This is a genomic window from Marinobacter santoriniensis NKSG1, from assembly GCF_000347775.1.
Taxonomy (GTDB): Bacteria; Pseudomonadota; Gammaproteobacteria; order Pseudomonadales; family Oleiphilaceae; genus Marinobacter; species Marinobacter santoriniensis.
Map to the genome: position 1 here is coordinate 108,383 of NZ_APAT01000016.1, position 26,996 is coordinate 135,378.

The following is a 26,996-nucleotide window of genomic DNA, read 5'->3' on the forward strand; positions in this document are numbered from 1 at the left end:
CCTCTGAGCGGAAAACCCGGTCTGTCGGTACGGAAGTGGAGGGAGCGGGCTTTCGGAGTTCAAAAACAATGCAAGACCTCCTGTATTTCTTTCAACAGCTCGTAAATGGGCTGACGATCGGGAGCACATACGCCCTGATCGCCATCGGTTACACGATGGTTTACGGCATCATCGGCATGATCAACTTTGCCCATGGTGAAATCTACATGATCGGCGCCTACACGGCCCTGATTACCATTACCGGGCTGGCAACGCTCGGTGTTACCTGGCTTCCCCTGGTCCTTATCGTCGCCCTGATCTGCGCCATGATCGTATCCAGCGCCATGGGCTGGGCTGTCGAGCGGGTCGCCTATCGTCCGGTTCGCGGGCGACACCGTCTGATTCCGCTGATTTCGGCGATCGGCATGTCCATCTTCCTGCAGAACTACGTTCACCTCGCCCAGGGATCACGCAACATCGGCTTTCCCGCCCTGATCCACGGTGGCTTTACGTTCGGTTCTTCGGACACCTTCCAGGCCCAGATCTCCTACATGCAGATCACCATATTCATCACCACCCTGATCTGCATGACGGCCTTGTCGGTATTCATCTCCCGCTCCCGTACAGGCCGCGCCTGTCGCGCCGTTTCCCAGGATCTCGGGATGGCCAACCTGCTGGGCATCGACACCAACCGGATCATTTCCGCCACCTTCGTCATCGGCGCGGCGCTTGCCGCGGTCGCGGGCCTTCTGCTGGGCATGTACTACGGCTCCATCGACCCGCTCTTCGGCTTTATCGCCGGGCTCAAGGCCTTTACGGCGGCGGTTCTGGGGGGCATCGGAAGCATTCCCGGCGCCATGCTGGGTGGGCTGATCCTGGGTGTGGGTGAGAGTATGACCTCCGGCTACCTGAGCGGGGAATACAAGGACGTGGTCTCGTTCGGCCTGTTGATTCTAATCCTGCTGTTCAAACCGACCGGCCTGCTCGGCAAACCGGAGGTTGAGAAGATCTGATGGCTGCTAACAATGTTCGACACGCGTTCTTCAGCGCACTGATCACACTGATCATTTCCTACCCGATCCTCGGGCTCAATCTTGAGGCTCAGGGCATCAGCGTCACCCTCACTGGCGCTGACACTTCCACCGTGATTGCCATTTTCATTGCCGTCATCGTGGTCTTCGTATTCCAATTGTTCCGCGAACGACTGATGGACCGGGTCCGGGAACTGCCGTTCCTGAGTGCCCGCGCCCACAAGGAACCCATGGCCGAGAACAAGCGTGCCAAAATCGAGTCCTGGGTCATTACCGGGATCGTGGTCCTGGCGTTATTCTGGCCGTTCTTCGTGTCCCGGGGCGCAGTGGATCTCGCCACGCTGGTACTGATCTACATCATGCTGGCGCTGGGCCTGAATGTGGTTGTCGGCCTGGCTGGCCTGCTCGATCTGGGTTACGTCGCGTTCTATGCCGTCGGGGCCTATACCTTCGCGCTGCTGGCACAGTACGCCGACTTTTCCTTCTGGATGGCCCTTCCCGTCGGCGCCTGCCTGGCCGCCCTGTTCGGTCTGGTGCTCGGCTTCCCGGTCCTGCGACTCCGGGGCGACTATCTGGCCATTGTGACCCTCGGTTTCGGGGAAATCATCCGGATCCTCCTGAACAACTGGACCACCCTCACCGGTGGCCCGAATGGCATTGGCGGGATTCCCGATCCGACGCTGTTCGGCATGGAGTTCGGGCGACGGGTCAAGGGCGAAGGCAATACCTCATTTCACGACACGTTCGGCATTGCCTATTCCGGTGAGCACAAGGTGATTTTCCTGTACCTGATCGCACTGGTACTGGCGGTATTCACCGCCATGGTGATCCGCCGTTTCATGCGGATGCCGGTCGGCCGCGCCTGGGAAGCTCTGCGTGAAGACGAAATTGCCGCCCGCTCCCTGGGCCTGAGCCGGACCGCCGTCAAGCTGTCTGCCTTTACCATTGGTGCGTTTTTCGCGGGATTCTCCGGTACCGTCTTCGCATCCAAGCAGGGTTTCATCAGTCCGGAATCGTTCGTGTTCCTGGAATCGGCCATTGTTCTGGCCATCGTGGTGCTCGGCGGCATGGGCTCGCAGATCGGTGTCATCCTGGCAGCCATTGCCGTCACCATACTGCCGGAGCTGGCCCGCGAGTTCTCCGAGTACCGGATGCTCATCTTTGGTGCCGCCATGGTACTGATGATGGTCTGGCGACCCCAGGGCCTGATGCCCATGCGCCGTATTCATATAGAACTGAACAGGCAGGAGTAACGGACGATGCTTGAAGTACAGAATCTGTCCATGCGCTTCGGCGGCCTGCTGGCGGTGGACCAGGTATCCCTGGATGTCCAGGAGCGGGAAATTGTCTCGATCATCGGCCCCAACGGGGCCGGTAAAACAACCGTATTCAACTGTATGAGCGGTTTTTACCGGCCAACCGGGGGCAAGATCCTTTTCCAGGGCAAGGAAATCCAGGGCAAACCCGACTACAAAATATCCCGATTGGGAATGGTAAGAACCTTCCAGCATGTGCGGCTGTTCAACAGCATGACGGTGGTGGAAAACCTGCTGGTGGCCCAGCATCGGCACCTGAACACCAACCTGATCGCGGGTCTCCTGAAAACCCCCAATTACCGGGAGCGGGAGAAAAAATCCCTGGAACGGGCGCGGTACTGGCTGGAGCGTGTCGGCCTGATCGATCTGGCCAACCGGGAATCCGGCAACCTGGCGTATGGCCAGCAGCGTCGGCTGGAGATTGCCCGCTGCATGGTGACCGAGCCCAGGTTACTGATGCTCGATGAACCGGCCGCAGGCCTCAACCCGGCGGAAACGAAAGACCTCAACCAGCTGATCGTCAGCCTGAAGGAGGACTACAACGTGTCCGTGGTGCTGATCGAGCACGACATGAGCCTGGTCATGGATATCTCCGACCGGATCAACGTCATCAACCAGGGGCGCCCCCTGGCCAGTGGCAAACCGGAAGAGATCCGCAACAACGATGACGTGATCAAAGCGTATCTGGGTGAGGCCTGAGGAATTACCATGCTAGTACTTGAGAATGTTCATACCCATTACGGGAAGATCGAGGCGCTGCACGGTGTTTCCGTTGAGGTCAACCAGGGTGAGATCGTATCGCTCATCGGTGCCAATGGCGCCGGCAAGACCACCCTGCTGATGACCGTCTGCGGATCGCCTCAGGCAAGTTCCGGCAGCGTATTTCTGGAAGGCCGGGATATAACCCATGCACCGACCGCCAGCATCATGCGATCGGGTATTGCCATTGTTCCGGAAGGGCGCCGGGTGTTCTCCGGCCTGACCGTCGAGGAAAACCTCCACATGGGAGGCTTCTTCAACAGCAAGGCCGAGATCCGGAAGAGCCAGGACCATGTCTACGAGCTCTTTCCCCGCCTGAAGGAGCGGGAGCAACAGAGGGCCGGTACCATGTCGGGTGGCGAGCAGCAGATGCTGGCCATCGGCAGGGCATTGATGAGCAAGCCCCGGATGATCATCCTGGATGAGCCGTCACTGGGACTGGCGCCAATCGTGATCCAGCAGATCTTCGAGATCATCGGTCAGCTCAGGGAAGAAGGCATCACGGTGTTCCTGGTCGAACAGAACGCCCACCAGGCCCTGAGCCTCGCCGATCGAGGCTATGTACTGGAAACCGGCCGGATCCGGCTGCACGATACCGGTGCCAACCTGCTGGCCAATCCGGACGTCCGCAACGCCTACCTCGGCGGCTGATCCTCACTCATCTTCCACCAAACGAAACAGGGCTTCTCCGGAAGCCCTGTTTTTTTATCCCCCGATTTTTCAACGGAAATCAATTACTCACCGACTGTTACGTTTCCTTATATCAGTTTTGAACTATACTTCAGACAACGGTCTCCCTGTCTCCACAGGATCCCGTCAGGGCCGTTTCTGCCGGGCCGGCCTTGAGCTGGCCCGGCGGTCAATGCGACGACAGCAAAATCAATACAAGGAGTGGATAATGAAAAAACTGATCGCAGGTGCAATTCTTCTGGGTGCTTCTTCCATGGCCTTCGCTCAGCCGGGCTGTGGTGTTGGTGCCATGATCTGGAAGGGCCAGTCAGGCATTGCTCCACACGTTCTGGCCGCCACCACCAATGGTAGTTTTGGCAACCAGACGTTCGGCATGACCACTGGCACCCTGGGCTGTCGCACCAACGAGGCCGTTCAGTCCATGGCCATGTACATGAACAGCAATATCGACAAGGTGGCGCGTGACATGTCCCGCGGTTCTGGTGAGAACCTCGATACACTCGCCGTTCTGCTGGGTGTTGATGAAGCCGACCGCAGCACTTTCCGCAAGGTACTGCAGGACAACTTTGCAACGATCTTCCCGAGCTCTGACACCACATCCGACCAGGCGGTGGACTCCATCCTGGCGCTGATGGAACAGGACCAGACCCTGAGCAAGTACGTTCCCGCTTAATCGCGCGCTCACCCAGGGATGACACGGCGCCACGGATGGCGCCTCATCACTCTCTTTACCAAGCCGGATAGATCATTTCCCATGGGCACTACCCTCCGTCGTACCGGGCACGCCTTACTGTGGCTCTTGTTCAGTGTTCAACTCCAGGCCGCCGAACGCCCCGACCTCAACACACTGTCGAAAGATCCTGTCTGGCTTACCCTTGGAAATTACCGGCCCGATACGTTCGGGGACGGGTATACCAGCCAGGCCGACGATCCCTCGTTTTTCCTCAGTGAAAACGGAAAACATTCGCCAGAGGCGGAGTTGAAAGCCACATTGTCGGCCATCCAGAAACCGGGCGGAGGCGACCAGCATGCTCGATGCCGTTTTCCGGCCCGTGATGCGTGGCTACGCAAGACTCTCAAACTGCCAAGGACCGAGGTTTCCTGTCCCGCGTACGACGCCTGGCGGTCAAAGCTGAATACAGAAACCGTGACCCTGGTGTTCGCGGCCTCCTATCTGAACAGCCCGTCCTCCATGTTTGGCCACACGTTTCTCCGGCTCGATCCGCCCGGTGATGACGAGCACACCAACCTTCTGCTCGCCAATACCATTTCCTACGCCGCCGATGCCGGTGCCAGGGACAACGAGCTGATGTTCGCCTATCGGGGCATCTTCGGCGGTTATCCGGGAATAACCACCGTTCAGCCCTACTATGAGAAGGTCAAACTCTATTCCGATATCGAGAACCGGGATCTGTGGGAATATCGACTCAACCTCAGCGACGAAGAGGTTGACCGCCTGCTCGCCCATGCCTGGGAAGTCGAGGACAAGAATTTCGACTACTACTTTTTTGATGAAAACTGCGCCTACCGTCTCCTTGCACTCATTGATGTGGCCAGGCCCGGAACCAATCTTCTGGACAAAGTGACCACCCACGCCATTCCCTCGGATACGGTACGCTGGGTCGTCGACAAGAACCTGGTAAAGCAGGTCTATTACCGGCCATCGGCGAGCACGACCGTGAGCTATGAAGTCTCGACACTTCCCGACGAGCAACAGACGCTGGCTGCCGCTATTGCCAATGGTTATGTCAAACCTGACGGGGCCGAACTGGCCGCCCTCAGCGATGAGGACCGGGCCCACGTCCTCGATGCCGCCTACGATTACGTGCGCTATCAGAGCGGCGAGGAAGAGTGGCCGAGGGACTATTCTGCACCTTTGTCGCGTAACCTCCTGGTGGCACGCAGCCAGATCGAGGATGTCGATCCGATCCCGACACCCCCGGAGCCCGATGTCCGGGACGATCAGGGCCACGATACTTTTCGGCTCAGCCTGGGTGGAGGTCGACTCGACGACCGGAATTTTACCCAACTGACGGTACGACCGGCCTACCACGATCTTCTGGATCCGCCCGAGGGATATCGACCCGGTGCGCAGCTCCAGTTTCTTCGTCTTGACGCCCGTCTCTACGCGGATAACAACGAACTCCAGCTGGAGCAGCTGACGGCGGTCGAAATTCGCTCCCTGAGCCCTCGCAACCAGTTCTTTTCACCATTGTCCTGGCAGGTAGGGGTCGGCGCACGACGAACGGAAACCGGCGACAAGCGGGTGTTGTCGCCCTATCTCGATGGCGGCGCGGGCGGTAGCTGGCGACTTGGCCCCTGGTTCCAGGGCTACGCTATGGCCACCGCCGATCTGGAAGTGGATGACGACCTGAAGCGTGGATACGATTTTGCGCCGGGGGCGGATCTTGGCGTGATCCATCAGGGGACTCGACTGAGCACCATGCTCGGCGTCAGATCGAAAGCCTGGATTGTAAGCAGCCAGCACCGACAGGATGAACTGTACGCACGCGCCTCCTGGCATGTGTCCCGGGACATCAGCCTGTATGGCCAGCTCAATCGGGAAAGACACTACGACAGGTACCAGAGCACATGGCAAGCCGGCCTTCATCTCTATTTCTGATCGTTCGACAACTGTTCACCGCGCTCGCACTGGTTGCGGCCGCCATCAGTCAAAGCGGCTGTAGCAGCGTGTTTTTCTATCCGGACAAGGTCACCTACGTTACCCCGGACCGTCTCAACCTGGATTACCAGGACATCTATCTGGACACGGCCGATGGCGAAACCCTGCACGGATGGTGGCTGCCGGCCGAAACCAACGGTTCAACGCCCAAAGGCACGATCTATTACCTGCACGGCAATGCCCAGAACATCAGCAGCCACATCTTCAATGTGGCCTGGCTACCCCCCGAGGGCTATAACGTTTTTACAATCGACTATCGGGGTTACGGCGAATCCACGGGCTCGCCGGACCTGGAGGGTTCATTGCACGACGTGGAAGTGGGAATGCGCTGGCTGGCAGGCTATGCCCCGGCACAAACAGGTCCCGTGTTTCTTCTCGGGCAGAGCCTTGGCGGCGGGCTTGGCATCGCGCTGGCCAGCGAATGGCAAACGCGGGGAGAACAGCCGCCCCTGTCAGGCGCGATTTTCGACAGCACCTTTTCTGGATTCCGGGCCATTGCCCGCGAGAAGCTGGGCAGTTTCTGGCTGACCTGGCCGTTCCAGATCCCCCTGAGCTGGACCATACCGGACGATTATGAGGGGGTGGACCGGATCGGCGACATCAGCCCCGTTCCTGTCATGATCATTCACAGCGTCCGGGACGGGATCATCCCGTTCCACGATGGTCTCGCCCTGTACGAGGCCGCAAAACAGCCAAAACAGTTTCTCCGCACGGATACGCCCCATGCATCAACTTTCGTGATACCGGCTTACAGGCAGGCACTGCTGAAGTTTCTCGAAAAGACCGGCGGCTGAAACGAAAAAACCCGCCAAAGCGGCGGGTTTTTCATTCAAAGGCCGGTTATTGACCGGCCCCGGTCTCACTCGGAAAAGTCGGTCGGCTGCTCGCCTTCCTTGACTTCCTTCATGGACAGCTTGACGCGACCACGGTTATCGACGTCCAGCACTTTTACCAGCACTTCCTGACCTTCGCTGAGTTCGTCAGTGACGTTCTCGATCCGACGGTCGGAAATCTGGGAAATGTGCACAAGGCCGTCCTTGCCGGGCAGGATGTTCACGAAAGCACCGAAATCAACGATGCGCTCAACGCGACCCTTGTAGATGGCACCGACCTCGATCTCCGCCGTGATTTCCTTGACGCGGTTTACCGCTGCCTGAGCGGCTTCCTGGTTATCGGCATAGATCTTCACATTGCCATCGTCGTCCAGATCGATGGAGGCTCCGGTCTCGTCACAGATAGCACGAATCGTGGAGCCACCCTTACCGATGACGTCACGGATCTTGTCCGGATGGATCTTGATCGTCGTGATGCTCGGCGCGCGGGAGGAGAGCTCCGGACGCGACTCGGCAATCACCTTGTTCATCTCACCCAGAATATGCAGACGCGCTTCGTGGGCCTGCTCCAGGGCAAGTTCCATGATCTCGTCGGTGATGCCGTTGATCTTGATGTCCATCTGAAGCGCGGTGACACCGTCTTTGGTACCGGCAACCTTGAAGTCCATGTCGCCCAGGTGATCTTCATCACCCAGGATGTCGGTCAGAACGGCAAACTTGTCGCCTTCCTTGACCAGGCCCATGGCAATACCGGCCACCGGCGCCTTGAGGGGCACGCCCGCATCCATCAGCGCCAGACTGGAGCCACACACCGATGCCATGGAGCTGGAACCGTTGGATTCGGTGATCTCGGAAACCGCACGGATGGTGTAGGGGAATTCTTCAATCGTCGGCATGACCGCGGCCACACCACGCTTGGCCAGACGACCGTGACCGATCTCGCGACGACCCGGGCTGCCCATCCGACCGGCTTCACCGACGGAATACGGAGGGAAGTTGTAGTGGAACAGGAACGGATCCTTGCGCTCACCCTCGAGGGCATCGATGATCTGCATGTCACGGGCGGTGCCCAGTGTGGCTGTCACAATGGCCTGGGTCTCGCCACGGGTAAACAGGGCAGAACCGTGGGTGCTCGGCAGGACGCCTACTTCGATCTCGATCGGACGAACGGTCTTGTGGTCACGTCCGTCGATACGCGGCTTGCCATCAAGAACCTGCTGGCGAACCACGGTCTTCTCGATCTTGCCGAAGTATTTCTTGACCTCTTCCTCGGAAGGCTGGCCTTCCTCTTCGCCGGCAAATTTCTCGACGGCGGCTGACTTGATCTCACCCAGACGAGTGTAGCGGGCCATCTTGTCGCGGATGCTATAGGCTTCCTCGATGGCACCGGCGAACTCACCCTTGATCAGGTTCAGCAGTTCGGTATTTTCGGTCTCAGGCTGCCACTCCCAACGCGGCTTGCCATTCTCCGCTGCAAATTCCTTGATAGCGGTGACCGCAGTCTGCATCTGCTGATGGGCAAACAGCACCGCACCCAGCATCTGGTCTTCTGTGAGGCCCTTAGCTTCGGACTCAACCATCAGAACCGCGTCTTCTGTACCGGCCACAACCATATCCAGCTGAGAGGTCTCGAGTTCCTGGAAAGTCGGGTTGAGGAAGTAGCCACGCTCATCGGTAAAGCCAACGCGTGAGGCACCGATCGGGCCATCGAACGGGATACCGGAAATGGCCAGCGCAGCAGAGGCTGCCAGCATCGCGGCAATATCCGGGTCCTGGGTCTTGTTGGCCGACATTACCGTCAGTACGACCTGAACCTCGTTCATGTAGCCGTTGGGGAACAGCGGACGGATCGGACGGTCAATCAGGCGACTGGTCAGGGTTTCCTTCTCGGAAGGACGACCTTCCCGCTTGAAGAAGCCACCGGGGATCTTGCCAACGGCATAGGTTTTCTCGGTGTAGTTAACGGTCAGCGGGAAAAAACCCTGGCCCGGCTTGGGTTCCTTGGCACCAACGACGGTACCCAGCACGGATACGTCATCGATGGTCACCAGAACGGCACCCGTTGCCTGACGCGCAATGCGACCGGTCTCCAGAGTGACGGTCTTGTCACCCAGCTCAAATGTTTTCGTAACAGGTTTCAGTTCCACGAAAAACTCCTGCAAATATTTCAAATAATCAACGTGCTTTCCGGTTCGTCCGGAAACCACCGAGAGCTGCAGGATTGTGGGGAGATCGGCAGGCAACCCGTCTGAAAGCTAACAGGCTGTTGCAAAAACCCTGGGATGACAATGGCACCAGAAAAGGGCCGGGGCTTTTCAACAACCTGCTATCAATTTCGGCTTTCGGTTACGACAGGGAACCCTGGAAATCACCGACAAATCAGCTGCAGATTTTCAAGGGTGCGGGGAAAAGCTCAACCGGCCCCCCGCAGGTTGCCGGTTGATGGCCTGCTTCCGCACCGGAAACAGACCCCAGGTCGTAAAGACCGGATTAGCGACGCAGGCCCAGACGCTGGATCAGTTCCAGGTAACGGTCGGCGTTCTTGCGCTTGAGGTAGTCCAGCAGCTTACGACGCTGGTTTACCATCCGGATCAGGCCACGGCGGGAATGGTGATCCTGCTTGTTGGCCTTGAAGTGATCCTGCAGCTTGTCGATGTTGGCGCTCAGCAGTGCCACCTGAACTTCAGGGGAACCGGTATCGCCATCGCCTTGCTGATAATCCTTAACGATCTGTGCTTTTTCATTGGCAGAAAGTGCCATATTTCACCTCATTGGTTGCGATGCTTGGAAATCCGGCCGAACCGCGCATCTCTACAGCCCGGCTATACAGCGCCTCGACTATCGTCCGGCGCTGCCTTTTACCAGCCGACGAGGCACGAGTAACGTTTGCTCGCCGTCCGGAAAAGCTTCTGCCAACCCGACAAAGCCCCGATCACCGTATACGCGAACGAAACCCTTGTCGACCTGACCTTCTATTCTAACTTGTTGGCCGTTCAATATCGACACCAGTGGTGGCCCGCCCAGGCGGGTCTCTGGAAACATTGAGAGCGCACTGTCGGGGGCAAGAAGCAGGCCGTCGAGGCTTTCGCCCCGCTCCCTCATCGCTTCCAGCTCGCCCACGACATGGGCATTCGACAGGGTGTAACCGGAGGCCATGGTTCGGCGCAAGGCACTCACATGAGCGCCACAGCCAAGCGCTTCGCCGATGTCTTCGACGAGTGAGCGAATATACGTACCCTTGGTGCAACTGAACGCGAGATCCATTTCCTGGTCTCGCAGTTCGAGCAGGGTGAGCTCATGAATGGTCACCGGCCTTGCGGGGCGCTCCACTTCGATGCCCTCGCGGGCATATTCGTAGAGTGGACGTCCCTTGTGCTTGAGGGCCGAGTACATGGAAGGGACCTGGGCTATCTCGCCGCGAAAACGGTCCAGCACCTCTTCCACCGCTTCTTTCGTCAGCGGAGGTACGGGCTTTTCCTCCACAACGCCACCCTCGCTGTCCCCGGTTTCGGTCCGGACACCCAGCCTTGCCGTGGTGACATAGGCCTTGTCGCTGTCCAGCATCATCTGGGAGAACTTGGTCGCCTCGCCAAAGCACAAGGGCAACACGCCGGTCGCGAGCGGATCGAGGGCGCCGGTGTGACCGGCTTTCGCGGCACCGTAGAGGCGCTTTACCTGCTGAAGAATACCGTTGGATGTAACACCCAGGGGCTTATCAATCACCAGGATGCCATTGACGTCGCGTCCTTTGCGTCTTCGGCTCAAGCGTCGCGCTCCGGATTATCCGATACCGGATCGTCATTATCGTCCCGTGGCACGGCCGGCTTGTCACCAACTGCCTCACGAATAAGCCGATCCATTTTCCGACTCTGCCCCAGCAGGGTATCGAAGTGAAAACGCAGATGGGGAACCACGCGAAGTTTCATGGCGCGCCCCACCTGACCGCGCAGGAAGCCAGCCGCCTTGTTCAGCACGGCCAGCGATTCCTTCACTTCCGGGGACTCTTCGGTCAACTCTTCGGTCGACAACAGCGACACGTAAATGTCGGCATAGCCCAGGTCACGGCTGACTTTCACGTCATTGACCGTCACCATTCCCACCCGCGGGTCTTTGACTTCCCGCTGGATGAGCTGGGCCAGCTCCCGCTGCATCTGATCGCCAATGCGATCTACACGACTGAACTCGCGTGCCATCAGGCCCCCGTTGATTCGAGCTTGCGCTCAACCTTGACGCGATCGAAGACCTCGATCTGGTCGCCGACTTTTACATCGTAACCTTTAACACCGATACCGCATTCCATGCCGTTGCGAACTTCCTGGACGTCGTCCTTGAAGCGGCGCAGGGACTCCAGTTCGCCTTCGAAGATCACGACGTTATCCCGAAGTACCCGAATCGGCTTGTTACGGTAAACCGTACCTTCAACCACCATACAACCGGCAACCTGGCCGAACTTCGGCGAGCGGAAGGTATCACGAACTTCGGCAATGCCGACGATGTCTTCGCGGAACTCGGGCGCCAGCATACCCGTCAGGGCAGCTTTCACGTCATCGATCAGGTTGTAGATAATGCTGTAATACCGCAGGTCCAGACCTTCCTGCTCGACCAGGCGTTTGGCAGCCGAGTCGGCACGAACGTTGAAGCCGAAAATGACAGCATTGGTTGCCGCCGCCAGGCTGACGTCGGTCTCGGCAATACCACCAACACCGGACGAAACAATCTTGACCTGAACCTCGTCGTTACCCAGGTCGAGCAGCGCCTTGGTAATGGCCTCCAGGGAACCACGGACGTCGGTCTTCAGAACCACATTGAGGTTCTTGACTTCGTCCTTGCCCATGTTCTCAAACATGTTCTCCAGCTTGGCGGCCTGTTGACGCTGCAGACGCTGTTCCCGCTCGCGGGTCTGACGGAATTCGGCCAGTTCTTTGGCCTTCTTCTCATCCGCAACCGCAAAGAATTCATCCCCGGCGTCCGGAGTGCCGTTCAGACCCAGGATTTCCACCGGAATGGAAGGCCCTGCTTCCTTGACCTGCTTGCCCGCCTCATCGGTCATGGCACGCACCTTACCGAAGAAGGAGCCTGCAACGACCATGTCGCCCTGGCGCAGGGTACCGTTCTGGACCAGAACCGTGGCGACAGAGCCGCGACCACGCTCAAGGCTGGACTCCACCACAACACCTTTGGCAGGGGCATCCGGGGACGCTTCGAGCTCAAGGATCTCGGCCTGCAGCAATACCGCTTCGAGCAGATCATCAATGCCCTGTCCTGTATGCGCCGATACCGGTACGAACTGGGTGTCACCACCCCAGTCTTCCGGGATCACGTCCATACCCGCCAGCTCATTCTTGATCCGATCCGGGTCCGCCTCTTCCTTATCCATCTTGTTGATGGCAACCACAATCGGCACGCCCGCAGAGCGAGCGTGATCGACCGCTTCTTTGGTCTGCGGCATGACGCCGTCATCGGCGGCCACGACGAGGATAACGATATCGGTACACTGAGCACCCCTGGCACGCATGGCCGTGAACGCCGCGTGGCCCGGGGTATCCAGGAAGGACACCATGCCGTGGTCGGTCTCTACATGGTAGGCACCGATATGCTGGGTGATACCACCGGACTCACCCGACGCAACCTTGGTGCGACGAATGTAATCCAGCAAAGAGGTCTTGCCGTGGTCAACGTGACCCATGACACTGATCACGGGGGCGCGCTTGATCTTCTCGCGACCCTCGGACTCACCGGTAAGCTCGCTGAGCACTTCCTCCTCGAAGGCGTCCTCGCTGACCGGCTTGGCCTTGTGTCCAAGCTCTTCGGTCACCAGAACAGCGCTCTCCTGATCCAGAGCCTGGTTGATGGTGGCCATCACGCCCATGCCCATCAGGGTCTTGATGACGTCGGCCGACTTGACGGCCATACGCTGCGCAAGATCGCCCACGGTAATCGTTTCAGGAATCTCTACTTCTCTGACCATTGGTTTGGTCGGCCTCTCGAAGCCATGACGCTTCTCTTTGGGTTTCTTTTTCATACGCAGCGATTTACGCGGCGCAGATTCTTCCTCGTCCTCCGACAGAATCACCGGCTCTTCTACCGGACGACTGCGGGGACCACGATGACCAGCCTGCTTCTTCTTCGGCTTGCCCTCTTCGATTTCTTCACCGCGATCACGCCCCTTTTCCTTCTTCTTCTTCGGCTTGCGATCCTTGCCTTCTTTTTCAGGCGGCGGAATGGGCACATCCTCCGGAGCGACTTCCGGCTCCACCGGAGCTTCAGCGGCCTCGGAAGCCGGCTCTTCGGAAGCGGGGGCCTCTGTCGTTGCAGCCACTTCTGGTTCGGAAGGCTTATCGGTCTCTGTCGCTGGGGCCTCTGCCGCTACCTTCGGTGCCTCATCAGCCACCGGGGCCGGGCTCTCAGCAGGTACCGCTTCCTCTGCCATGTCTTCCGCTTTGGGCGCTTCCGCTTCAGGCTGCAACTCAGCGCGCTTGATGTACGTGCGACGCTTGCGAACCTCCACGTTCACCGTCTTGGCCTTGCCAGCCTTGAGGGTGGTCGTGGTCTTGCGCTTCAGGGTGATCTTGCGGGGTTCTGAATCCGCCTCACCGTGGGTTTTTCTCAGATAGGTCAGCAACTGCTGCTTCTCATCGCTGGTAACAGAGTCGTCTTCAGAGCGGGCTTTCAGTCCCGCTTCAACGATCTGCTTCAGCAAACGATCCACGGGAGCGCCTACATCCTCGGCCAGTTGTTTTACCGTCACTTCAGCCATACTGGTCCTCCTCCCGAATTAAGCCTGGTCTTCAAACCAGGGGGCACGCGCCGTCATAATCAACTGACCGGCACGCTCTTCATCCATACCTTCGATCTCGAGCAGGTCATCCACCGACTGCTCAGCCAGGTCTTCCATGGTGCGAACACCCATACCTGCCAACTTGAATGCCAGAGCGCGATCCATACCGTCCATTTCCAGCAGATCATCCTCCGGCTCGGAACCCTCGAGAGCTTCCTCGCTTGCGATGGCCTGGTTCAACAGGACATCCTTTGCCCGGCGCCGGAGTTCGGTTACGGTTTCTTCGTCAAAACCTTCGATCGCCAGCATCTCCTCCATGGGCACGTAGGCCACTTCCTCCAGTGAGGTGAAGCCTTCCTCGATCAGAACGCCGGCGAATTCCTCGTCAACGTCCAGGTTCGAAGTGAAGCGATCCAACAGGCGGTTGTATTCCTGCTCCTGACGCTCACCCGCTTCCTCTTCGGTCATGACATTCAGAGTCCAGCCCGTCAGTTCGGTAGCCAGTCTCACATTCTGACCGTTACGACCGATGGCCTGGGCCAGGTTGTCCTCGGCCACCGCTACGTCCATCGTGTGCCGATCCTCATCGATCACGATGGATGCCACCTCGGCAGGCGCCATGGCGTTGATGACCAGCTGGGCCGGATTGTCGTCCCACAGCACGATGTCGACACGCTCACCGCCAAGCTCGTTGGAAACAGCCTGGACGCGGGAACCACGCATGCCCACACAGGCGCCCACCGGATCGATACGGCGATCATTGGTTTTAACCGCAATCTTGGCCCGGGAACCCGGGTCACGGGCAGCCCCACGAATTTCGATCAGTTCCTCGGCGATCTCGGGAACCTCAATGCGGAACAGCTCCACCAGCATTTGCGGCGCGGTCCGGCTCAGAATCAGCTGCGGCCCACGGTGGTCCGTACGAATCTCCAGCAGCAGGGAACGCACCCGGTCGCCCATGCGGAACGTTTCACGAGGAATCAGGTTCTCACGGGGCAGGAGTGCTTCGGCGTTGCTGCCGAGATCGACAATGACATTATCCCGGGTCACTTTCTTTACGGTGCCGGACACCAGCTCGCCAACGCGGTCGCGGTAACTGTCCACGATCTTGGAGCGTTCGGCTTCCCGGACCTTCTGGAAAATAATCTGTTTTGCCGCCTGTGCACCAATGCGACCGAAGGAGACGGATTCGACCTTCTCTTCGTAGAGGTCGCCCGGTTTCAGGTTCGTGTCGATTTCTTCCGCTTCCTGAAGCGTCAGCTCGGTCCCGAGGGCCGGCACCTGATCGTTGTCGACAACCAGCCATCGACGGAACGTCTCGTACTCACCGGTCCGGCGATCAATGGCAACCCGGATGTCGGCTTCTTCGTCCTCATAGCGCTTTTTAGCAGCGGTAGCGAGCGCCAGCTCGATCGCTTCAAAAATGACGTCCTTCTCGACACCCTTCTCGTTCGAGACGGATTCGACCACCAGCAAGATCTCTTTACTCATTGGATTGCCCTGCCCTCAAAATAAACTGTGCGTCTACAGACTTGTTCAATTCGAATCACTCAAAAACGGGAACGATGTGCGCCTTCTCAATGCTGTCGAATGGCAGCACGTATTCGTGATCATCAACAACGACCACCACATCCTCTCCCTCGATACCCTTGATCAGGCCCTGAAATTTGCGTCGACCTTCAAAGGCCATGCGCAGACGAATCTGCACCTGATGGCCCGCAAATGCCTCGTACTGTTCGAGACGAAACAGAGGACGATCCATACCCGGAGAGGATACTTCCAGCGTGTATTCGGTCTGGATTGGGTCCTCAACGTCCATAACGCCACTGATCTGACGACTCACTTTCTCGCAGTCATCAATACCAATGCCGTTCTCCTCATCGTCAATAAAGACGCGCAACAGGGAATGGTGCCCCCGGGAGCGGAATTCAATCCCCCAGAACTCGTACCCTAACCCTTCGACGACCGGGCGAAGCAGATCTTCCAGTTGTTTAAGCTTGGCTGACAAAGTAACGCCATCTCCATTTCGGAATTTTTAACCGGCCCACAAACAAAAAAAGGGCTGTTGATCAGCCCTTTTTATGCACCAGGGCCCGATGCGCCAGGCCCCTTAATCAAAAAGCCCCTCAATTGGGGCCCTTTGTTGCAAGAACTCACAGGAAGGAAAAACACCTATCCACTTCCTGCTGACAGACACCTGGCCTGCCAGGAAACCGAGGCACTAACGGCACCGGCTCCAATATCCGCCGGAGTATAGAGACGCCAACGGAACTGGTCAAGGACTGACCAAAAAAAACGGCCTGGAAAATCCAAGCCGTTTTTTCTTGATATGGTGCCCGGGGCCGGACTCGAACCGGCACGGCTTTCGCCACTACCCCCTCAAGATAGCGTGTCTACCAGTTTCACCACCCGGGCATCATTCTTTACTCAAGAGTCGGAAGATCGGAACTCTTCCCACCCCCGGTGTCGCTGGACTGCTTCTGATCTGCCGAATCAGCCGGCGCAGTGGCCTGCTTTTCCTGTTTGGCAGGCGCCGGCGCGGAAGATTCTTCGGCGACGGGAACCCCCATATCACCGGCAACTTCAGCGCGCTGCTTGGCAAAAACACCCAACGAAAAACTTGTCACAAAAAACACGATCGCCAGAATCGTGGTCAAGCGAGTCAGAAAGCTTCCGCTACCCTGACTGCCGAATACGGTCTGTGAGGCACCGCCACCGAAGGCCGCGCCTGCATCTGCACCCTTACCCTGCTGGATCAGGACCAGACTCACGAGCGCTATGGCAATCACCACGTGCACAACGACAACCAGTGTTTCCAACCAACTCATAACAATTCTCGCGACACTTTAGTCTTTGGCACTCGCCGGCATCGACCGGCAAATACTCATAAATTCTTCAGCAATTAGCGATGCGCCACCGATCAAACCGCCGTCTATATCCGGCTCGGCGAAAAGCGCGGCCGCATTATCCGCTTTTACGCTGCCGCCGTAAAGGACTGAAATCTGCTTCGACGGCGCACCCATACCGGCCAGCACCCGACGAATTTCGGCGTGCATGCTCTGGGCATCTTCCGATGTCGCGGTCTTTCCGGTCCCTATCGCCCAAACCGGCTCGTAGGCAACCACGACTCGCGACCACTGCCCCTCATCCACACCGGCAAGGCCACTGGCCACCTGGGACGACACAACGGTTTCGGCTTCGCCACGCTCGCGGTCTTCAAGGGTTTCACCAACACACAGAACAACCTGAAGGCCGCTCTGCAAAACCCGCTCGACCTTGGCCGCAACCAGCTCATCGGTTTCTCCGAAGTACTGACGACGCTCGGAGTGTCCAACCAACGCCCAATCACAGCCCAGATCCTTCGCCATATCGGCAGAGATCTCTCCGGTGAACGCACCGGACGTCCACTGACTCACATTCTGGACACCAACGCCAAGGGACTCACCAGCCAGACCCTTAACACTCTCAACATACAGAGCGGGGGGAATAATAACAGCCTCGACACCATTATCAAGTCCACTCAACCGGGCTTTCACATCGCCAACCAGGTTGCGGACAAGGTCCAGAGACCCGTTCATTTTCCAGTTTCCGGCTACGATCTTGCGTCGCATATCCTTTCCCGAACGTGAGGGAGGGCGAACTATACAGCAGCGTTCGCCGTCACACAACCACCTGAAAATACAAAATATCAGGAGCAGGAGCGCTCGACGATCCTGGCCAGCTCCTCGACAACCCGAACGATCTCCGACTCGACCTGACCTTCGGCCATGACCCGAATCAGCGGTTCGGTCCCGGACGGCCTGAGCAACACCCGGCCACTCTCTCCCAATTGCGCTTCCGCCTCGCGAATTGCATCGACGATCTCACTCCTTGCGAGGGGATCAAAGCGCTCTGCAACTCTCACGTTAACCATCTTCTGCGGCAGCTTACTCATTCCCTGGCGCAGGTCGGAAAGACGCTTACCGGACCGGTGAACGGCCAGCAGCACCTGAAGCGCAGAGACGATCCCATCACCGGTAGAGGTACAGTCCCGGATAACCATATGCCCGGAGCCCTCGCCACCCAGGAGCCAGTCGTTGGCCAGAAGCCGCTCCATCACGTAGCGATCGCCCACCTTGGCCCGCTCAAATTCAATACCGATCTCTTTGAGCGCAAGCTCGACGCCGAGATTCGTCATCAGGGTGCCGACCACCCCACCGTTCAACCGCCCTTCGAGATGGCGCTGGGAGGCAATGATGTACAGCAGCTCGTCGCCATCGACCTCTGATCCATCCCGGTCGACCATCAGGACCCGGTCTCCATCCCCGTCAAAGGCCACACCCAGATCGGCCTTCTTCTCCAGCACGGCACGCTTCAACGCATCCAGGTGCGTGGAACCGACGTTGAGGTTGATATTGAGCCCATCGGGTTCGGCGCCAATTACGGACACCCTGGCCCCCAACTCCCGGAACACCTTCGGGGCCACGTGATAGGTCGCACCATGGGCGCAATCAAGCACGATGTGCAATCCGTCCATGGTGAACTCATTGGGGACAGTGCTCTTGCAGAACTCGACATACCGGCCTGGCGCGTCATCGACACGGGATGCCTTGCCCAGCTCCGAGGGCTCACAGACCTCCAGAGGTCGATCGAGCCACCGCTCAATCTCGGCCTCCAGGGCGTCATCCAGCTTGGTCCCCGCCGAAGAAAAGAACTTGATGCCATTGTCCTCATGGGGGTTGTGGGAGGCACTGATCACGATGCCGGCGGATGCCCGGAACGTTCTGGTGAGATAAGCAATTGCCGGCGTTGGCATCGGGCCGAGAAGCTTAACATCCACACCGGCCGCCGATAGACCCGCCTCGAGGGCAGACTCAAACATATAGCCGGACAAACGGGTGTCCTTGCCAATCAAAACGCTGTTGCGCTGACCATCCTTCTTGAACGCCTGACCCGCAGCCCAGCCAAGACGCAGCATGAACTCCGGCGTAATGGGAAACGCCCCAACCCGGCCACGGATGCCGTCGGTACCAAAATACTTCCTGTCACTCATAACACTGCCTCCTTCATCGCGGCCACTACCCGGATGGCATCCACGGTTTCCCTTACGTCGTGAACACGCACAATGCCTGCACCTTTCATGGCGGCTATTGTCGCGGCGGCAAGGCTTGCAGGCAACCTTTCGTTAACCTCTCGTCCGGTGATCTGGCCCAGCATGGATTTACGGGAGATACCGATAAGCAGCGGATGCCCGAGGATGTGCAGTTGCTCCATGGAAGCAAGCAACTGCAGGTTATGCTCCAGCGTCTTCCCGAAGCCAAAGCCCGGATCGAGCACGATATTCTCGGGCCGCACGCCAGCCGCCTCCGCCACGCGCATACGCTCGGTCAGAAAGGAACTGACATCCCTCCGGACATTTCGATAGGACGGGCGATCCTGCATCGTATCCGGCTCACCCTGAATGTGCATGATACACACGGGTATATCGGCGTCCGCAGCGGCTTCAGGCGCACCCTCACGCTGTAGCGCCCGGACATCATTGATCAGGCCGGCGCCGAGTTTCGCGGATTCGGTCATGACTTCCGGCGAACTCGTATCTACCGAAATCACCGTGTCCAGTTCTCGTGAAATCGCTTCAACCACCGGACACACCCGGTCCAGCTCCTCCTGCAAGGACACCGGAGCGGCTCCCGGCCGGGTAGACTCGCCGCCAACATCAATAAACGTCGCACCATCGTCGATCATCTGCCGGGCCCGGGCCAGTGCCGCCTCCGGGGAGTTGAACCTTCCACCGTCGGAAAACGAGTCCGGAGTGACATTCAGGATTCCCATCACATGACAGCGGGACATATCCAGCACCCGCCCGGCGAAGTTCATTTCCATAGCGAACCAATCTCGAAGTGATATTTTCAGGTAAGACAAAAACAAACGCCGCCCGGAAGCCGGGCGGCGCAATCAATCAACCATCCTGTCAGAGGCGGCTCAGTGCTCTCCGGCCGGTCGACCAACGCCAGGCTGGCGCCCGTCGTCAGACCCCTTGGGCTCGGGCGCTTTCTCCGGCTCTTCGACCTGGACACCGCCAGTCGGACCGCTGTCACCCCACCCTTTCGGCGGCCGGGGCTCGCGACCTTCCATGATGTCATCAATCTGATGACGGTCGATGGTTTCGTACTTCATGAGGGCTTCGGCCATCATGTCGAGCTTTTCCCGATTGTCGATCAGGATCTGCTTCGCGGTGGAGTAGCACTCGTCGATGATGTTACGGACTTCCTCGTCGATGCGCTGGGCCGTCTCGGGTGAATAGACCGTATGGGCCTGACCGGCGGACCGCCCAAGGAACGGCTCTTCGCTGTCGGTATCGTACTGCAGCGGGCCGAGTTTCTCGGACAATCCCCATCGCGTCACCATATTGCGAGCCAGACTGGTCGCCCGCTCGATATCATTGGAAGCACCCGTGGTGACGCCTTCGAAGCCCAGCGTCAACTCTTCCGCGATCCGTCCACCGAAGAGGCTGCAGATCGAACTGATCAGATAACGCTTGGAGTGACTGTACTTGTCTTCCTCCGGAAGGAACATGGTCACACCCAAGGCCCGTCCGCGGGGAATAATACTCACCTTGTAGACCGGATCGTGCTCTGGCACCAGGCGACCAACAATGGCGTGGCCTGACTCGTGATAGGCCGTGTTTCGCTTTTCCTTCTCGCTCATCACCATGGACTTCCGCTCGGCGCCCATCATGATCTTGTCCTTGGCGAGCTCAAACTCTTCCATGGACACCAGGCGCTGGTTACGACGCGCCGCAAACAGCGCGGCCTCGTTCACCAGGTTGGCCAGATCGGCACCGGAGAAGCCGGGCGTACCACGAGCAATCAGTGCAGGTTCGACACCATCTGCCAGCGGTACTTTCTTCATATGTACCTTCAGAATCTGCTCGCGACCAATAATGTCAGGCAGACCAACAACGACCTGACGGTCGAAACGTCCCGGGCGCAACAGCGCGGGGTCCAGAACGTCCGGACGGTTAGTGGCCGCGATGACGATAACGCCCTCGTTACCCTCGAAACCATCCATCTCAACCAGCAACTGGTTCAGGGTCTGCTCACGCTCGTCGTGACCACCACCCATGCCGGCGCCACGATGACGACCTACGGCATCAATCTCATCGATAAAGATGATGCAGGGGCTCTGCTTCTTGGCCTGTTCGAACATGTCCCGAACACGGGAGGCACCGACACCTACGAACATTTCCACGAAGTCGGAACCCGAGATGGAGAAGAACGGCACCTTCGCCTCGCCGGCAATCGCTTTTGCCAGCAGAGTCTTACCGGTACCCGGCTGACCTACCATCAGCACACCTTTCGGGATGCTGCCGCCAAGACGCTGGAACTTGCTCGGGTCCCGAAGGAAATCCACCAGTTCCTTAACATCTTCCTTGGCTTCATCAACGCCGGCCACGTCAGCGAAAGTCGTCTTGATCTGATCCTCACTCATCAGGCGGGCCTTGCTCTTGCCGAACGACATGGGGCCTTTGCCGCCACCGCCTCCCTGCATCTGTCGCATGAAGAAGACAAACAGAGCGATGATGATGAGGATCGGGAAAGCCGCAACCAGTAGTTGCGTCCAGAGACTCTGACGCTCCGGTTCTTTACCGATAACCTCGACGTTGTTCGCCAGCAGATCGTCCATCAGCTTGTTGTCCGCCACCTGGGGACGGATGGTCCGGAACTGGGAACCATCACCCTTGGTGCCCTGGATATCCAGGCCATCGATGGTTACCCGCTGCACCTGACCCTGCTGGACCATTTGCACGAACTGGGAATAGTTGACTTGTTGCCCGCTGGTGGTGGGAGAGAAATTCTGAAACACCATCAGCAGAACCGCGGCTATGATTAGCCAGAGAACCAGATTTTTTGCCATATCGTTCAAGGATCATCACCTGTGAATTGAAGGACACCTTCGCAAAGACACCCTTTTCGACACCTTACACCAATTGTACGCCTGTCCACCAGAAACGGCCCATCCGTAACAGCCACAGAGCCATCGCATAGCGATCAGCCCTTGAAACCCTTACCCACCAGATAGACCTCCCGGGACCGGGCCCGCGATGAATCCGGTTTTCGGCTGACAACCGTCTTGAAGCTGCCTCGCATGTCTGCCAAAAGGGCATCAAAGCCTTCACCCTGAAACACCTTGGCCACAAACACGCCGCCAGGCCGCAGTACCCGCTGGGCCATATCGAGCGCAAGCTCAACCAGGCCCATGGCTTTCGGGATATCGACTGCAGCCATACCACTCATATTGGGCGCCATATCGGAAATTACAACGTCGGCCCTGCGATTATCGAGCAGATCCAGTAGCGCCTCGAAGACTGAATCCTCGGTAAAGTCGCCCTGTACAAAGTCAACACCGGCAATGGGGTCCATCGGCAGGATATCGCTGGCGATCACCACACCACTGTCACCAACCTTCTCCACGGCAACCTGGGACCAGCCTCCGGGCGCTGCGCCCAGATCGACCACCAGCTGGCCGGGCCGAAACAGCTTGTCCTTCGCATCCAGCTCTATCAGCTTGTAGCTGGCACGGGAGCGATAGCCGTCTTCCTGGGACTTTTTGACCCAGACGTCGTCGAAATGTTCCTTGAGCCAGCGGTCACTGGACTTGGACCGAGCCAAATTCACCTCCGATTGTTCCTGTTCGGCCAGTTCCCGCCACCGATACGGGTTAACAGCCATTTCCGGGACCCGGCGATCTGTTACAATCCGCCGATTATACGATTATGCCAGCAAACACGTTGCCGGCGTTTTATTAATTGCACCGATAAAGAGATTCCATCATGAGCCTTTCACCGGAACAGCGCCGGGAGTACCGGGCGATCGCCCACAACCTCAAACCCGTGATCATCGTGGGTGACAAGGGCCTGTCCGAGGGACTCCAGGAGGAGCTGGAGCGGGCACTGAATGACCACGAACTGATCAAGGTGAAGATCGCCAGCCCGGACCGCGATGTCCGCCAGGAAGCGATCAATGCCTTGTGCGAGGCCTCGGGAGCGGAGCTGGTACAGAGCATCGGAAAAATCGCCGTCATTCTGCGCCGCGCGAAAAAGCCCAACCCGAAACTCTCCAATCTGCTGCGTCACAAGCACTGATCAGCACTCCCAAAGCGCGCCGACAAAAAAGCCGACCCCGAACGAACGGAGTCGGCTTTTTTATTCCGGAGCAGTCCGGAGTCAGATGTACTCGACTTCTGAAATTTCGTACTCGACGGTGCCGGACGGAACACGGATAGCCACCACATCGCCTTCATCCTTACCCACAAGGGCACGGGCAATCGGTGACGAGATGGACAGCTTGCCCTGTTTAATGTCCGCTTCATCCTCGCCCACGATCTGGTAGGTGACTTCTTCGTCGGTATCCACATTGATCAGATGAACGGTGGTGCCGAAAATCACCTTACCGGTATTTTCCATGGTGGTAACGTCGATCACCTGGGCCGACGCCAGCTTACCCTCGATTTCCTGGATCCGCCCCTCGATGAAACCCTGCTGCTCACGGGCGGCATGGTATTCGGCGTTTTCCTTGAGGTCGCCGTGCTCACGGGCCTCGGCAATGGCCGCAATCACCTTGGGCCGATCGTCGGACTTCAGCTTTTTCAGCTCCTCGCGCAGGCGGGCTTCACCCGCCTTGGTCATCGGTACTCTGTCAGCCATGATTTACTTTCCTGCGTGTAGTTCCTGGAGGCGACGAACAGTGCGCTCCGGGCCAAATTTGATGGCCCGGCAGAAGGCTTCGCCACCCGCCAGGGTCGTTGTATAGGTCACCTTCGCCTGCAGGGCCGACTGGCGAATCTGTGCCGAGTCGGAAATCGCCTTGCGGCCTTCGGTGGTATTGATAATCAGCTGAACCTTGCCGTTCTTGATGGCATCCACGATGTGGGGACGCCCTTCACGGACCTTGTTCACCGGATCCACCTCAATCCCTGATTCTTTCAGGGCCTTGGCAGTGCCGGTAGTGGCGATGATCCGGAAACCGGCATCCACCAGGTCGCGGGCCACCTTGGCAGCACCCGGCTTGTCCACGTCACGCACGGACATGAAGGCCGTCCCCTGCTCCGGCAGACGTTCGCCCACCGCCAACGCCGCCTTGGCAAAGGCCTCATCAAAGCTGTCGCCTAGGCCCATGACTTCGCCGGTGGATTTCATCTCCGGCCCGAGGATCGGATCCACCGCCGGGAACTTGTTGAACGGGAACACCGATTCCTTCACCGCGTAGTAGGTCGGTACGATCTCCTGGGTGAAGTTCAGTTCCTTCAGCGTCTTGCCCGACATCACCCGGGCCGCAACCGCTGCCAGGGAGACGCCGATGGCCTTGGACACGAACGGCACCGTCCGCGAGGCCCGCGGGTTCACCTCGATCACGTAGATCTCACCGTCCTGCCAGGCCAGCTGCACGTTCATCAAGCCGATCACGTCCAGTTCGATGGCCATCTTCTTGACCGCGTCGCGCATCTCGTCCTGCACCTGCTGGGACAGGGTGTACGGCGGCAGCGAGCAGGCGGAGTCGCCGGAGTGCACGCCAGCCTGTTCGATGTGCTGCATGATGCCGCCAATGACCACATCCGTGCCGTCGGAGATGGCGTCGATGTCCACCTCGATGGCGGCGTTCAGGAAGTGGTCCAGCAGCACCGGGCTGTCGTTGGAGACCAGCACGGCGTTGCGCATGTAGCGCACCAGTTCGGTTTCGTCGTAGACGATCTCCATGGCCCGGCCGCCCAGTACGTAGGACGGACGCACCACCAGCGGGTAGCCGATTTCCCGGGCCGCCAGGATGCCTTCCTCGTGGCTGCGAACGGTGGCGTTTTCCGGCTGTTTCAGGCCCAGGCGGGTGATCATCTGCTGGAACCGCTCCCGGTCCTCGGCGCGGTCGATGGCGTCCGGGCTGGTGCCGATGATGGGCACGCCGGCGGCTTCGAGGCCGCGGGCCAGTTTCAGCGGGGTCTGGCCGCCGTACTGGACGATCACGCCCTTGGGCTTTTCGACGTGGATGATTTCCAGCACGTCTTCCAGGGTGATCGGTTCGAAGTACAACCGGTCGGAGGTGTCGTAGTCGGTGGACACGGTCTCCGGGTTGCAGTTGATCATGATGGTTTCGTAGCCGTCTTCACGCATGGCCAGGGCTGCGTGCACACAGCAGTAGTCGAATTCGATGCCCTGGCCGATCCGGTTGGGGCCGCCGCCGATGACGACGATCTTGTCCCGGTCGGAGGCGTCCGCCTCGCACTCTTCCTCATAGGTGGAGTACATGTAGGCGGTGTCGGAGGCGAATTCCGCCGCACAGGTGTCCACCCGCTTGTACACCGGGCGGATGTCCAGGTCGTGGCGCAGCTTGCGCAGGCTCACCTCGGAGATGCCCAGCAGTTTGGCCAGGCGGGCGTCGGAGAAGCCCTTGCGCTTGAGGCGGAACAGGGTGGCCTGGTCGATGTCGGCCTTGCCGGCGCTCTTCAGGGCCTCTTCCTCTTTGATCAGGTCTTCGATCTGCACCAGGTACCAGGGGTCCACCTTGGTGTGGGCAAACACGTCTTCCACACTCAGGCCGGCGCGGAAGGCGTCGCCGATGTACCAGATGCGGTCGGCGCCGGGGACGTTCAGTTCCTGGGTCAGGGTTTCCCGGGCGTTTTCGGAATCGAGTTCCTCGAGTTTCTCGTCGAAGCCTTCGGAGCCCACTTCCAGGCCGCGCAGGGCTTTCTGCAGGGATTCCTGGAAGGTGCGGCCGATGGCCATGACCTCACCCACGGATTTCATCTGGGTGGTCAGACGGGCGTCGGCCTGGGGGAATTTCTCGAAGGTGAACCGGGGGATCTTGGTGACCACGTAGTCGATGGACGGTTCGAACGAGGCCGGGGTGACGCCGCCGGTGATTTCGTTCTGCAGTTCGTCCAGGGTGTAGCCCACCGCCAGCTTGGCGGCGACCTTGGCGATCGGGAAGCCGGTGGCCTTGGAGGCCAGCGCTGAAGAACGGGACACCCGGGGGTTCATCTCGATGACGACCATGCGGCCGGTGTCCGGGTTGATGCCGAACTGGACGTTGGAGCCGCCGGTTTCCACACCGATTTCACGCAGCACCGCCAGGGAGGCGTTGCGCATGATCTGGTATTCCTTGTCGGTGAGGGTCTGGGCCGGGGCCACGGTGATGGAGTCACCGGTGTGCACGCCCATGGCGTCGAAGTTCTCGATGGCGCAGACGATGATGCAGTTGTCGTTCTTGTCGCGGACGACTTCCATCTCGTACTCTTTCCAGCCAATCAGGGACTCGTCGATCAGCAGTTCGTTGGTGGGCGAGAGGTCCAGGCCGCGGGTGCAGATTTCCTCGAACTCGTCCCGGTTGTAGGCGATGCCGCCGCCGGAGCCGCCCATGGTGAAGGACGGGCGGATGATGCACGGGAAGCCGATGTCGTCGGCCACTTTCCAGGCTTCGTCCATGGAATGGGCGATGGTCGCCCGGGGGCATTCCAGGCCGATCTTCTTCATGGCCTTGTCGAAGCGGTCCCGGTCTTCGGCCTTGTCGATGGTGTCAGCGTTGGCGCCGATCATTTCCACGCCGTGTTTCTCGAGGATGCCGTGGCGCTCCAGGTCCAGCGCGCAGTTCAGCGCGGTCTGGCCACCCATGGTCGGCAGCAGCGCGTCCGGCTGCTCCTTCTCGATGATCTTCTCCACCGTCTTCCAGGTGATCGGCTCGATGTAGGTGGCATCCGCCATCACCGGGTCGGTCATGATGGTCGCCGGGTTGGAGTTCACCAGGATCACCCGGTAGCCCTCTTCCCTCAGCGCCTTGCAGGCCTGGGCCCCGGAGTAATCAAACTCGCACGCCTGTCCGATCACGATGGGGCCCGCGCCCAGGATCAGGATGCTCTTGATGTCGGTACGTTTTGGCATGTCTTGGTAAACCTGTCAGC

Annotated in this window: 23 protein-coding genes and 1 tRNA gene; 8 read left to right on the forward strand and 16 right to left on the reverse strand. The window is 58.9% G+C overall.

The features are described 5' to 3' along the window. Positions 1 to 68 precede the first annotated feature (68 nt). The 7 genes from livH (at position 69) to MSNKSG1_RS11620 (ending at position 7,252) form a co-directional block, all read left to right on the forward strand. The gene (gene livH / locus MSNKSG1_RS11590) at positions 69 to 992 is read left to right on the forward strand and encodes a high-affinity branched-chain amino acid ABC transporter permease LivH (RefSeq protein ID WP_008939463.1); all 924 of its coding nucleotides are present in this window, start codon (positions 69 to 71) and stop codon (positions 990 to 992) included. After that, complete coding sequence (locus tag MSNKSG1_RS11595; RefSeq protein ID WP_008939464.1) at positions 992 to 2,263, forward strand: high-affinity branched-chain amino acid ABC transporter permease LivM; 1,272 nt, start codon at positions 992 to 994, stop codon at positions 2,261 to 2,263. Before livH ends, MSNKSG1_RS11595 begins: the two co-directional genes overlap by 1 nt. A 6-nt stretch (positions 2,264 to 2,269) precedes the next feature. Further along, complete coding sequence (gene livG / locus MSNKSG1_RS11600; protein ID WP_008939465.1) at positions 2,270 to 3,025, forward strand: high-affinity branched-chain amino acid ABC transporter ATP-binding protein LivG; 756 nt, start codon at positions 2,270 to 2,272, stop codon at positions 3,023 to 3,025. A 9-nt stretch (positions 3,026 to 3,034) separates the two neighbouring features. Then, positions 3,035 to 3,736, forward strand: a complete 702-nt coding sequence (locus MSNKSG1_RS11605; RefSeq protein ID WP_008939466.1) for an ABC transporter ATP-binding protein — start codon at positions 3,035 to 3,037, stop codon at positions 3,734 to 3,736. A 247-nt stretch (positions 3,737 to 3,983) separates the two neighbouring features. After that, entirely contained in the window at positions 3,984 to 4,448 is a 465-nt protein-coding gene (locus MSNKSG1_RS11610; RefSeq protein WP_008939467.1) for a DUF3015 domain-containing protein, read from the forward strand. Between the two features lie 81 nt (positions 4,449 to 4,529). Next, positions 4,530 to 6,398: an Lnb N-terminal periplasmic domain-containing protein gene (locus tag MSNKSG1_RS11615; protein WP_008939468.1), complete on the forward strand. Its 1,869-nt coding sequence runs from the start codon at positions 4,530 to 4,532 to the stop codon at positions 6,396 to 6,398. Next, positions 6,368 to 7,252: an alpha/beta hydrolase gene (locus MSNKSG1_RS11620; protein ID WP_008939469.1), complete on the forward strand. Its 885-nt coding sequence runs from the start codon at positions 6,368 to 6,370 to the stop codon at positions 7,250 to 7,252. Before MSNKSG1_RS11615 ends, MSNKSG1_RS11620 begins: the two co-directional genes overlap by 31 nt. Positions 7,253 to 7,317: 65 nt before the next feature. Here MSNKSG1_RS11620 and pnp read toward each other — a convergent pair whose 3' ends face one another. The 14 genes from pnp to rlmE form a co-directional block, all read right to left on the reverse strand. After that, the gene (pnp, locus tag MSNKSG1_RS11625) at positions 7,318 to 9,432 is read right to left on the reverse strand and encodes a polyribonucleotide nucleotidyltransferase (RefSeq protein ID WP_227498012.1); all 2,115 of its coding nucleotides are present in this window, start codon (positions 9,430 to 9,432) and stop codon (positions 7,318 to 7,320) included. A 349-nt stretch (positions 9,433 to 9,781) separates the two neighbouring features. Further along, entirely contained in the window at positions 9,782 to 10,051 is a 270-nt protein-coding gene (rpsO, locus tag MSNKSG1_RS11635) for a 30S ribosomal protein S15 (protein WP_008939472.1), read from the reverse strand. Positions 10,052 to 10,129: 78 nt separating this feature from the next. Then, a complete protein-coding gene (gene truB / locus MSNKSG1_RS11640) occupies positions 10,130 to 11,056 on the reverse strand; it encodes a tRNA pseudouridine(55) synthase TruB (RefSeq protein WP_008939473.1) in 927 nt (308 codons plus the stop codon). After that, complete coding sequence (gene rbfA, locus MSNKSG1_RS11645) at positions 11,053 to 11,484, reverse strand: 30S ribosome-binding factor RbfA (RefSeq protein WP_008939474.1); 432 nt, start codon at positions 11,482 to 11,484, stop codon at positions 11,053 to 11,055. The genes truB and rbfA overlap by 4 nt, the downstream gene beginning before the upstream one ends. Beyond that, positions 11,484 to 14,048: a translation initiation factor IF-2 gene (gene infB / locus MSNKSG1_RS11650; RefSeq protein ID WP_008939475.1), complete on the reverse strand. Its 2,565-nt coding sequence runs from the start codon at positions 14,046 to 14,048 to the stop codon at positions 11,484 to 11,486. Before infB ends, rbfA begins: the two co-directional genes overlap by 1 nt. 18 nt (positions 14,049 to 14,066) lie before the next feature. Beyond that, positions 14,067 to 15,560, reverse strand: coding sequence for a transcription termination factor NusA (gene nusA / locus MSNKSG1_RS11655; RefSeq protein ID WP_008939476.1), 1,494 nt, complete (start codon positions 15,558 to 15,560; stop codon positions 14,067 to 14,069). A 55-nt stretch (positions 15,561 to 15,615) separates the two neighbouring features. Then, positions 15,616 to 16,077, reverse strand: coding sequence for a ribosome maturation factor RimP (rimP, locus tag MSNKSG1_RS11660; protein ID WP_008939477.1), 462 nt, complete (start codon positions 16,075 to 16,077; stop codon positions 15,616 to 15,618). 322 nt (positions 16,078 to 16,399) lie between these two features. Further along, positions 16,400 to 16,484, reverse strand: a tRNA-Leu gene (locus MSNKSG1_RS11665). An 8-nt stretch (positions 16,485 to 16,492) separates the two neighbouring features. Next, positions 16,493 to 16,897, reverse strand: coding sequence for a preprotein translocase subunit SecG (gene secG, locus MSNKSG1_RS11670; protein WP_008939478.1), 405 nt, complete (start codon positions 16,895 to 16,897; stop codon positions 16,493 to 16,495). A gap of 18 nt (positions 16,898 to 16,915) precedes the next feature. Next, positions 16,916 to 17,680 (reverse strand): triose-phosphate isomerase, encoded by a 765-nt coding sequence (tpiA, locus tag MSNKSG1_RS11675; RefSeq protein WP_083871044.1) that lies wholly within the window; start codon positions 17,678 to 17,680, stop codon positions 16,916 to 16,918. Positions 17,681 to 17,757: 77 nt separating this feature from the next. Beyond that, positions 17,758 to 19,101, reverse strand: a complete 1,344-nt coding sequence (gene glmM / locus MSNKSG1_RS11680) for a phosphoglucosamine mutase (RefSeq protein ID WP_008939480.1) — start codon at positions 19,099 to 19,101, stop codon at positions 17,758 to 17,760. Continuing rightward, positions 19,098 to 19,931 (reverse strand): dihydropteroate synthase, encoded by an 834-nt coding sequence (gene folP / locus MSNKSG1_RS11685; protein ID WP_008939481.1) that lies wholly within the window; start codon positions 19,929 to 19,931, stop codon positions 19,098 to 19,100. Before folP ends, glmM begins: the two co-directional genes overlap by 4 nt. 99 nt (positions 19,932 to 20,030) lie before the next feature. Beyond that, entirely contained in the window at positions 20,031 to 21,974 is a 1,944-nt protein-coding gene (ftsH, locus tag MSNKSG1_RS11690) for an ATP-dependent zinc metalloprotease FtsH (protein ID WP_040886867.1), read from the reverse strand. Positions 21,975 to 22,099: 125 nt separating this feature from the next. Continuing rightward, entirely contained in the window at positions 22,100 to 22,720 is a 621-nt protein-coding gene (gene rlmE / locus MSNKSG1_RS11695; protein WP_008939483.1) for a 23S rRNA (uridine(2552)-2'-O)-methyltransferase RlmE, read from the reverse strand. A 161-nt stretch (positions 22,721 to 22,881) separates the two neighbouring features. Here rlmE and yhbY point away from each other — a divergent pair, with 161 nt between their 5' ends. Next, a complete protein-coding gene (gene yhbY, locus MSNKSG1_RS11700) occupies positions 22,882 to 23,193 on the forward strand; it encodes a ribosome assembly RNA-binding protein YhbY (RefSeq protein ID WP_008939484.1) in 312 nt (103 codons plus the stop codon). An 81-nt stretch (positions 23,194 to 23,274) separates the two neighbouring features. Here yhbY and greA read toward each other — a convergent pair whose 3' ends face one another. Beyond that, the gene (gene greA, locus MSNKSG1_RS11705) at positions 23,275 to 23,754 is read right to left on the reverse strand and encodes a transcription elongation factor GreA (protein WP_227498010.1); all 480 of its coding nucleotides are present in this window, start codon (positions 23,752 to 23,754) and stop codon (positions 23,275 to 23,277) included. A 3-nt stretch (positions 23,755 to 23,757) separates the two neighbouring features. Continuing rightward, positions 23,758 to 26,976 (reverse strand): carbamoyl-phosphate synthase large subunit, encoded by a 3,219-nt coding sequence (gene carB, locus MSNKSG1_RS11710; protein ID WP_008939486.1) that lies wholly within the window; start codon positions 26,974 to 26,976, stop codon positions 23,758 to 23,760. Between the last annotated feature and the right edge of the window lie 20 nt (positions 26,977 to 26,996).